The organism is Protofrankia sp. Cr1, assembly GCF_963555865.1.
In the GTDB taxonomy this organism is placed as follows: Bacteria; Actinomycetota; Actinomycetes; order Frankiales; family Frankiaceae; genus Protofrankia.
On sequence record NZ_CAUVXO010000039.1, the window covers coordinates 5,656 to 6,156 of the forward strand.

At 66.1% G+C, this 501-nt stretch carries 1 protein-coding gene; it reads right to left on the reverse strand.

What is annotated here, in order from left to right; all coding sequences use genetic code 11:
• Positions 1–329 precede the first annotated feature (329 nt).
• A partial coding sequence (locus U9980_RS28430; protein WP_416210167.1) for an acyl-CoA dehydrogenase family protein occupies positions 330–501 on the reverse strand: 172 nt, incomplete at its 5' end.

The following is a 501-nucleotide window of genomic DNA, read 5'->3' on the forward strand; positions in this document are numbered from 1 at the left end:
TGCGATCGTCAACAGCGTGACGACCGGACAGCATGTCGTGATCGACCGTGGTGTCTGCCTGGATTAGCTGGATTAGCTGGGGTAGCTGGGGTAGCCCACGGATTGCTGACTGCTGACTGCTGACGGACGCCTACCGGTCGGGGACGGCAGCTGCACCATTGCCTTCGGTGCGACGAGTGGAAGGAAGACGTCAGGAGGCGCCGGTTTTCGGGCGGAAAATGTATGTCAACCATCCACTCGTCCCGGTCCGGTTCCCTGTCCCGGTCCGGTTCCCTGTCCCGGTCCGGTTCCCTGTCCTGTCCTGCCCGGTCCGTGGCGGTGACGGGCGGTTACCAGCCCAGGACGGCGGCGATCTGTTCACGGTGGTGGGCTGCGCCGCCGAGTAGCACGGCGTCGGCGCGGGCGCGGCGGAAGTACAGATGGGCGTCGTGTTCCCAGGTGAAGCCGATTCCGCCGTGCAGCTGGACGGTTTCCGCGCTGACCCTGCGGAAGGCGTCCGAG